Here is a 7,458-nt window from a genome sequence, read left to right on the forward strand (position 1 = left end):
CGGGTGCGGCTGAAGTAATGCGCCTCGCCCGTCTCGATGGTCAGCCGCAAGGTCTCGGCGTTCATCCAGCCGATCATCAGAACCGCGCCGTCGCCCGCATCGGTCGTCACGCAAGGCATCAGCCCGTCCATCGGAAAGCGCGGGGACAGGGCGTGCCCTACTTCCACGTCCTGAACTGAAATGCGGGGGGCAAAGGTCACGGTCATCGGGGGTTGCTTTCGGGGGGTCATTGGCAGATATAAGTTACAGTATAACATAACGCAAGCAGCATGACCCCGCGCATCCCCCTGACCTTGATCACCGGCTACCTCGGTGCCGGAAAGACTACGCTCCTCAACGCGCTTCTGCGCGACGCTTCGGCAGGCCGCATCGCCGTGGTGGTGAACGAGTTCGGTGACGTGGGCCTTGACCACGACCTGATCATCGAGACGACCGAAGAGACGGTGCTTCTGTCATCGGGCTGCATGTGCTGCACGGTGCGCGGCGATCTGGTGCAGGCGCTGGAGGGGTTGCTTGAAAAGCGCACCGCGGGCGTGCTGAACTTCGACCGCATCGTGATTGAAACCACGGGCCTCGCCGATCCCGCCCCGATCCTGCACACGATGATCGTGACACCGGGCCTTGGCGCGGCGCTGCGGATGGACGGCGTGGTGACCGTCTGCGATGCCGTCAATGGCCCTGCCACGCTGGACGCCGGGTTCGAAAGTGTGCAGCAGGTGGCGATGGCCGATGTGCTGGTGCTGTCCAAGACCGACCTTGTGACGCCCGCACAGGCCGCAAAGTTTCGCGCCCGGCTGACGGCATTGGCACCGGGGGCAAAGATCATTACCGCGACCATGGGTGTGCTGCCCATCGCCGACCTTTTTGGCCATGGCGCGCCTGACATGGGCGGCGCACTGCCCGAAGCCGAGGTTTGGGTGAATGCGCCTGCCTATGCCCTGTCTTCCCTGCCGTTGCCCGCCTTGACCAGGCCTGTTGCCCCCTTGGCCGACGCCGGACCCTCCTATGGCCTGTTTGGCATGACCCCGCCACCGACGACCAGCCTCATGACCGCCATCGCCCCCGCAGCACATCACGACGACCGGATTTCGTCGGTCTCGATGGTCTTTGATGATCCGATCAACCCGATCATGCTGGACATCTGGATGGAAACCCTGATCGCCGCCCGGGGCCCCGACATCCTGCGCCTGAAGGCGGTGATCTGGGCCGATGGCTTTGACACCCCCTTCGTGATCCACGGCGTTCAGCACATCATCGACCCACCCGTGCGCTTGGCCCGCTGGACGGGCGGGGATCGCAAAAGCCGCGTCGTCATCATCGGCCGCGACCTGCCGCGCGACGTGCTACTGGAAAGCCTTGAAGTCCTGAAGACACGACCGCTGGTGCACGGCTAGCGGGGCAAAGCAGCTATCGGGACTGTTGGCTTGGTCTTTCGGCGTTTGGTCCCGTTTCCCGGTCTATCGCACCGAATGCTTTCCTGTTCTACACGGACCGGAGTTACAGATCAAAGGGCGCATCATGGCGACCAAGGGTACAGTGCTTGACTACGATGCCGTCGTCGTCGGTGCCGGTGCGGCAGGCATCGCGGCCACCGGCGCGCTGCACGTGGCGGGCCTCCGGGTGGTCTGTGTCGAGGCCGCGGACCGCATCGGCGGGCGTGCCCATACCGATCCGCGATCTTCGGTGTTCCCTTCGACATGGGGGCGCATTGGCTGCACAACGAACATGTGAACGCGCTCAAAGCCCCGGGACTTGCGCTTGGACTTGACCTTTATCCGGCCCCTGAGAACGGGGTGACGCATGGGTTGCCGGACCCGGCGATCCTTTGGGATGACGTCGACACCTTGTACGACGCGATTAAGCAGGCCGCGCAGGACGATGCTGAAACCGAAAGGGCGACCGGCAGGCCGACCGACCGCTCGCTGGCCGACCTCTTTGTGGATAAAGGCCCTTGGTCCTTTACGGCTGCCATGATGTTCGCCCTGTCGATCGGCCGGGATCTGCCAGACACGTCGTTGCGGGACATGGCCACATGGGAAGGCGGCGACGACTGGTTCTGCCGCGAGGGCTTTGGTCATCTTGTTGCCCGAACGGCTGAGGGGCTGCCGTTCAAGCTGTCTACGCCCGTCACCGATATCGAGGCCCTGCCGAGGGGTGTGCGGGTCAAGACCCGTTCGGGCGAGATCACGGCGCGGGCGGTCATCGTCACGGCCTCGGTCGGCGTTCTGGCCGAGGATGTGATCCGGTTCGACCCGCCGCTCGAGGCAGACCGCCGCGCGGCGTTCGAGCGTGTTACCATGGGCGATTACAATCATGCCGCCTTGTTGTTCCGACCCGGCGCGGTGCCGGTGCAGCCGGACACCTGGCTGACCTACCAGATGCAGCCCGACGCAACCGGCGTCGCGCACGGCGGCGGGTTTCTGTGCAATATCTCAGGCACGAACCTGACAACTTTCGAGACCTCGGGCAGTTTTTCCCGGGCCCTGCAGGCAGCCGGGCCAGAGGCAGCAATCGACCATACGCTAGAGACGCTGAGCGGCATCTTCGGGTCAGCTATCAAGCGGGACTTCGTCAAGGGGCACGCAACCGCATGGCGGCAAGAGCCCTATGTGCGCGGCTCTTACGCAGGCGCTATGCCGGGGGGCCACAGCCAGCGTGAGGTGCTTGGCCGCGCTCATGCCGAACGCGTGCATTTCGCGGGCGAGGCCAGCCATGTCGGGCAGCAATGCTCGGTCAGCGGTGCCCATCTTGAGGGGCTGCGGGCAGCAAGGGACGTGATGGCCCAGTTGGACCAAGACCGACGGCCCTGAGCCGGGCAAGATTCTTCACGCTTGGAAACCGGGAGGAATATCGACCGAAGCCAACCACGGTTTGATGTCCAGGACAGGCGTGCCGTCGAAGGCGTCGATGGCATCGATGGTAAGGGTCCCGCTGTCCGCCTGGATGGCCAAAAGGCGTGTGACGGCCAAAGCAATCGGGTTCGGGCGCGCAGGCGATCGCAGGGCGAAGGTGCCTGTCGGTCCATCGCGATGCGCGGGGGATTGCACGATCAGATCGCGGCGGGCGGCGTCCATCCAATAGAGGACCACGATGGCATCCCCCACCGATAGGCCCAGCAGGCCCGCACGATAGGGCAGGTCGATCTGAACCGTGAAGCTGCCCCCCGCCGCCCGCGCCTCGCGCAGGTTCTTGGGGCTGTTGCCCTTCGTCCAGGGCGACCCGATGCGCCCGATGAAGGCAAGCGTCGGCCCTTCGACTGTCGCCGGGTCAAGGTCCAGCAAGACTTCTCCGGGTCGGGGCGGCTGTGGTTGGGTCATTCCGTCTGTCTTTCCGTCACCAGATCGCCCGACAGGGTGACCTGTTCGAAATCGGTGACCAGCAGCACCAGCTTGACCTGCCAGGGGCCGGGGCTTGGTAGGGTGACGGGCGGGGTGGTCCAGTGCCCCGGTTCTTGCCGGTTCGCCTGAACGGTCAGCGGGCCTATTCCGGCAGCGGGATCGGTCAGGGCAAGGCGCACCTCTTGCGGGTCAAGCGGGCCAAAGTCGCCATCGGCCAGAAAGAGGTCAATCGTGACCGCACCCGGAGGGCTGGCCGATAGCACGACATCGGCCATCGCCTTTGTCGTGTGGATATGCACCCGGGGCGGATCGGCCATCGGGGCGGAAGGCGGCGGCGCCAGTCGAAACCCTATGGCAAGGCACAGCACGAACAGGCCAAGGGCGGCCTCTGCCCGAACTGTCCGGCGCACGGGTGCCGCCTTTCCGCGCGCCAGCATCGGCACGGCCCGCGCTCGGTGCCAGACCGCGAGCGCCAGCATCACGGCCACCAACGCCAGCTTGCCCCCCAAAAGCCGTGCCCATGGGGTGGACAGGGTCTCCATCTGCAATGGCCGGATCAAAATCAACCCGACGCCAGAGCCGATCAGCACCAGAACTGCCGCCAAGGCCGGGCGCGAAAAGCGGCGCAACAGGGCCGCGCGGGCCGGGGCATCAAGCGGGGTCAGCGCGGCCGCCAGCGGGATCAGCGAGCCGACCCAGAACAGCATCGCACCGCCATGCAGGGCGGTCAAAGGCAAGGCGACGGACGTCGGTGCCGAAAGGGCATGGCCCGAGGCCGGGAAGGACAGGGCCGCCAGTCCAAGGGCCGCCAGCGCAGCCGCGCGCGCCCGGGCCAGCAGAGCCGCGACCGCAAGCACGGCGGCGCTTGCGGCCAGCAAGACGGTGTAAAGAACAGGCGAGCGAATGGCCTCGGCCCAGACCCCGCCTTGCAGCAGCGCCGACAGGGGCATGCCCAGCCGATCCAACCCTTCGGCCCCCAGCCAGAGCAACCCGAAGGGCAACACCAGCACGGCCACGCCCAAGGCCAGCCGCGCCATGCCCGCACCAATCGGGGCAACTGAAGCGGTGAACACGGCAGCCCCGACCGACAAGACCAGCGCCACCACCATGGCGGCACGCATGACCACGGTGACAAGCGCGGTCCGTTCCACCGCGGCGGGCGCGGCCCCCGTGACCTCGCCCACCGAAAACACCAGCGATCCGGCCACCGGGTGCCCGTCGGCCGATGCCACACGCCAGCGAAGCACATAGGTACCACGCCCGGCCTCGGGCGGCGGTGCCACGGTCAGGGACGTCGCACCGGTCTCGCCCAACGCCTCAACTTCGCGCCCGTCCGGCAGGCGCCAGGTCAGCGCAAGGACGCCGACCTGTTCGGAGAACTCTAGCCGCACCTCGGCGGGCAGCGCGTCAAGGAGGCTGTCCTGCACGGGCAAGCTGCCGCGAAACTCGGCATGGGCATGGGCCGTGGCGGCAAGGAAGAGACAGGACAGCCCAAGAAACAGGGCAGAAACCCATTTGGCAAAAGGCGTGGATTTCATCGGCTGCTTCCCCTTAACATTCAAAGAAAAGGGCCCCCGCCGGGTGCAAGACCCGGACGGGGGCAGTCGGCCCCGGCCCCACGGGAATGAAGGGCCAAGGACACGGCCTTGCGGGTTACGGGACGCCTCCCCCCGCAAGACCGTGGCTTCTTCAGCTGAGCGCGCGCTTCAGCGGCGGCACAGCGGACAGGACCAGAAGGTCCAGCACGATGACCGCCAGAAGGGTCAGGCCCAGCATCGGAAAGGCCAGCGACATCGCCAGCGTGATCAGAAGCGCACCCTTGGCATAAGGAATATCCTCGGGCCGGGGCGGTGCCCCCAGACGCGCGCCCGAGGGGCGGCGTTTCACCCACATGACCACGCCTGACACCGACACCAGAACCAGCGACAGACAGAACAGGGTGTTCAGCGCCAGGTTCCAGGCCCCCAGATCACCCTCATGAAAGGCAATGCCCCATGCCATGGCCTTGGCATAGACCGAGTAATCGGCATAGCGCACATCGGCCAGCACGTTGCCGGTATACCGGTCAATGTGGATGGTGCGATCCGCCGAGGGGCTTGGTCCGTCATTCGACATGCTGTCATGGCTGATCGTCCATACACCCTTCTCGTCGCGCGGCAGGTTCAGCTGAAAGCGGCGGTCAAAGCCCAGCGTCGCAGCAAAGCCGGTGACGCTGTCGATGGTCACCGGCCCCGCGACGGCGGCGGTTCCGGCAAGCGAACCCGACTCTGGCATCGGGGTCTGTTCCAGCGTCCAGGGCACCTCTTTCGCGGCGCCATGGTTCATCTCGGCATGGGTGGCGTCCGACAAGGGCACGGCATCCCATTTCTCGGCCGGGAAGGTGTTCCAGGCCTGCACGAACTTGGCACCCCAAAGACCGGCCCAGGACAGGCCCGAGATCAGGAAGATCACCAGCACGACACTGACCCAAAGGCCCACCGCACCGTGCAGCGACTTCCAGAAGGCGCGGCCCTTGGCGGTTGTCTGCACCGTCAGGCTCTTGCCCCAGGTGGCGCCGTTGCGGGGCCAGTGCAGGTAGATGCCCGTGACGGTCAGCAAAAGCCCAAGGCTGGCCGCAGCCTCGATCAGCCAGTCGCCCGTATCGCCGATCAGCAGGGTGCCGTGGATATCGGTGGCAAACTCATACCACCCGGCCCGCCAGGGGAAGGTCTCGACCACCGCGGCGGTATAGGGGTTCACTGTCACGCCGGTCGTGTCCTCGCCGACCTTGACGGCAAAGGCTGCAACCCGGTCTGCACCCATGGGCGAGATGTATCGCGTGGCTGCCCCACCCGGAACAGCTGCTTCGGCGGCGGCCTGCAACTGGCTGACGGGCAGAGGGGTTTCTCCCACAGTCACATAGGCCCGCTCGCCGTTCCGTTCGGTGACCGAACTGACCCAAAGCATGATCAGCCCTGTGATCGCCAGCATCAAGAGGAACGGAATGACGTAGAGCCCGGCATAAAAGTGCCAGCGCCAGGCCGCGAAATACAGGCGGTTGACTGCGCGGGGTGCACGGTCATTGGCCAGTTCAGGATCTGCAATCGGTGTCATGTTATCTCTCCTTAATGCTCATGGCCGGGTTCAACGATCTTCACGCCCGGAGCCGGGCCTTCCAGATCATGGGCGTCCTGCCCCACGGCGGGGATTTCGATCCAGCGCTCGGCTCCGTTCGCGCATTCCTGCACCGTCGAGAAATAGACTGTCGACCCGACGTCGAAGGCATCGGTGATGCGGGCGCTGAAGACGAATTCGTCGTAGTATTCATCAGGTAGCTCGCCGGTCCAGACGAGTTCCTTGACCCCCTCGGTCAGCTTCGATCCGAAGTAGTCGTATTCCTTTTCATAGGGGCCCTTTACCGTTTCCAGCGTCCAGCCGGCCTTGGGCATAGGCTTGACCGCGATCACGCCTTCGGGGATCTGGACCCGAAGCTTCAGCGTCGCTTCGCCCGAGCAACCATGCCCAATGCGCAGCACCGCCTTGTAGCCCCCACCTTGGGGTGTTTCGCCCTTTTCCAGCGTGGCGTGGGCAAAAGCGCCGTTGGCGGTGATCGCCAGAACGGCAGCAGAGATCAGAGTTAGTTTCATGGGATTTCCCTTCCTATCGGTTTTTCAGGGCATCTGTCGTGTTGCACTGGCCGGGTGCCCTTCCGGCCAGGGGTCTGAAAGGCTGGGATCGGTGAGGAACCCCTCATCCGTCAGGCTTTCGAGAAAGGCGATCAGGTCGGCAATTTCGGCATCCGAGGCTTTGAAGCCCTGGATCATGCCGTCCTTCATCGGGTGATCGGCGCGGCCTGCGTTGGCGTAATGCGCGATCACGCCGCGCAGATCGGGGATTGATCCGTCGTGCATGTAAGGGGCCGTCACCGCGACGTTGCGCAAGGATGGCGTGCGGAACCGGCCCGCGTCTTGCGGGCGGCCCGTGATTTCGATCAGGCCGGGCACGGCGGCAGGATAGTCTGCGTATAGCCCCGTGTTGTGAAACCCCACCTCGGCCTGCGGCATCAGCCCGGTTTGCAGCGTGTCGGTGAAATGCACGCCGGAATGGCAGTGATAGCATTCGAACTTGTGGTCGAAGAACA

At 65.1% G+C, this 7,458-nt stretch carries 7 protein-coding genes and 1 pseudogene; 2 read left to right on the forward strand and 6 right to left on the reverse strand.

Annotated elements, in window-relative coordinates:
- The coding region (locus V7N12_RS12985) for a phosphoribosyl-AMP cyclohydrolase (RefSeq protein ID WP_333715047.1) at positions 1-206 on the reverse strand (206 nt) is incomplete at its 3' end.
- Positions 207-269: 63 nt separating this feature from the next.
- Between V7N12_RS12985 and V7N12_RS12990 the strand changes: the two genes are divergently transcribed.
- Complete coding sequence (locus tag V7N12_RS12990) at positions 270-1,394, forward strand: CobW family GTP-binding protein (protein WP_333715048.1); 1,125 nt, start codon at positions 270-272, stop codon at positions 1,392-1,394.
- Between the two features lie 124 nt (positions 1,395-1,518).
- Positions 1,519-2,810 (forward strand): annotated as a pseudogene (locus V7N12_RS12995) (flavin monoamine oxidase family protein).
- A 15-nt stretch (positions 2,811-2,825) separates the two neighbouring features.
- On the opposite strand, the gene V7N12_RS13000 reads toward V7N12_RS12995, so the two are convergent.
- From V7N12_RS13000 to V7N12_RS13020, 5 genes are all read right to left on the reverse strand, one after another.
- Complete coding sequence (locus V7N12_RS13000) at positions 2,826-3,317, reverse strand: SAM-dependent methyltransferase (RefSeq protein WP_333715049.1); 492 nt, start codon at positions 3,315-3,317, stop codon at positions 2,826-2,828.
- On the reverse strand, positions 3,314-4,876 hold the full coding sequence (locus tag V7N12_RS13005) for a copper resistance CopC/CopD family protein (RefSeq protein WP_333715050.1): 1,563 nt from the start codon (positions 4,874-4,876) through the stop codon (positions 3,314-3,316). Before V7N12_RS13005 ends, V7N12_RS13000 begins: the two co-directional genes overlap by 4 nt.
- Positions 4,877-5,027: 151 nt before the next feature.
- Positions 5,028-6,431, reverse strand: a complete 1,404-nt coding sequence (locus tag V7N12_RS13010; protein WP_333715051.1) for a PepSY-associated TM helix domain-containing protein — start codon at positions 6,429-6,431, stop codon at positions 5,028-5,030.
- Positions 6,432-6,442: 11 nt separating this feature from the next.
- Positions 6,443-6,964: a YcnI family copper-binding membrane protein gene (locus V7N12_RS13015; protein WP_333715052.1), complete on the reverse strand. Its 522-nt coding sequence runs from the start codon at positions 6,962-6,964 to the stop codon at positions 6,443-6,445.
- 24 nt (positions 6,965-6,988) lie between these two features.
- Positions 6,989-7,458 (reverse strand): c-type cytochrome (locus tag V7N12_RS13020; RefSeq protein WP_443089968.1); only part of this gene is annotated, 470 nt, incomplete at its 5' end.

Origin of the sequence: Yoonia sp. (genome assembly GCF_036770585.1) — a bacterium.
Taxonomy (GTDB): domain Bacteria; phylum Pseudomonadota; class Alphaproteobacteria; order Rhodobacterales; family Rhodobacteraceae; genus Yoonia.

Bases quoted from the DNA above. Each gene is read 5' to 3' on its own strand.
- V7N12_RS13015 (WP_333715052.1), bottom strand. From the start codon at position 6,964: ATGAAACTAACTCTGATCTCTGCTGCCGTTCTGGCGATCACCGCCAAC.
- V7N12_RS12990 (WP_333715048.1), top strand. From the start codon at position 270: ATGACCCCGCGCATCCCCCTGACCTTGATCACCGGCTACCTCGGTGCC.
- V7N12_RS13010 (WP_333715051.1), bottom strand. From the start codon at position 6,431: ATGACACCGATTGCAGATCCTGAACTGGCCAATGACCGTGCACCCCGC.
- V7N12_RS13000 (WP_333715049.1), bottom strand. From the start codon at position 3,317: ATGACCCAACCACAGCCGCCCCGACCCGGAGAAGTCTTGCTGGACCTT.
- V7N12_RS13005 (WP_333715050.1), bottom strand. From the start codon at position 4,876: ATGAAATCCACGCCTTTTGCCAAATGGGTTTCTGCCCTGTTTCTTGGG.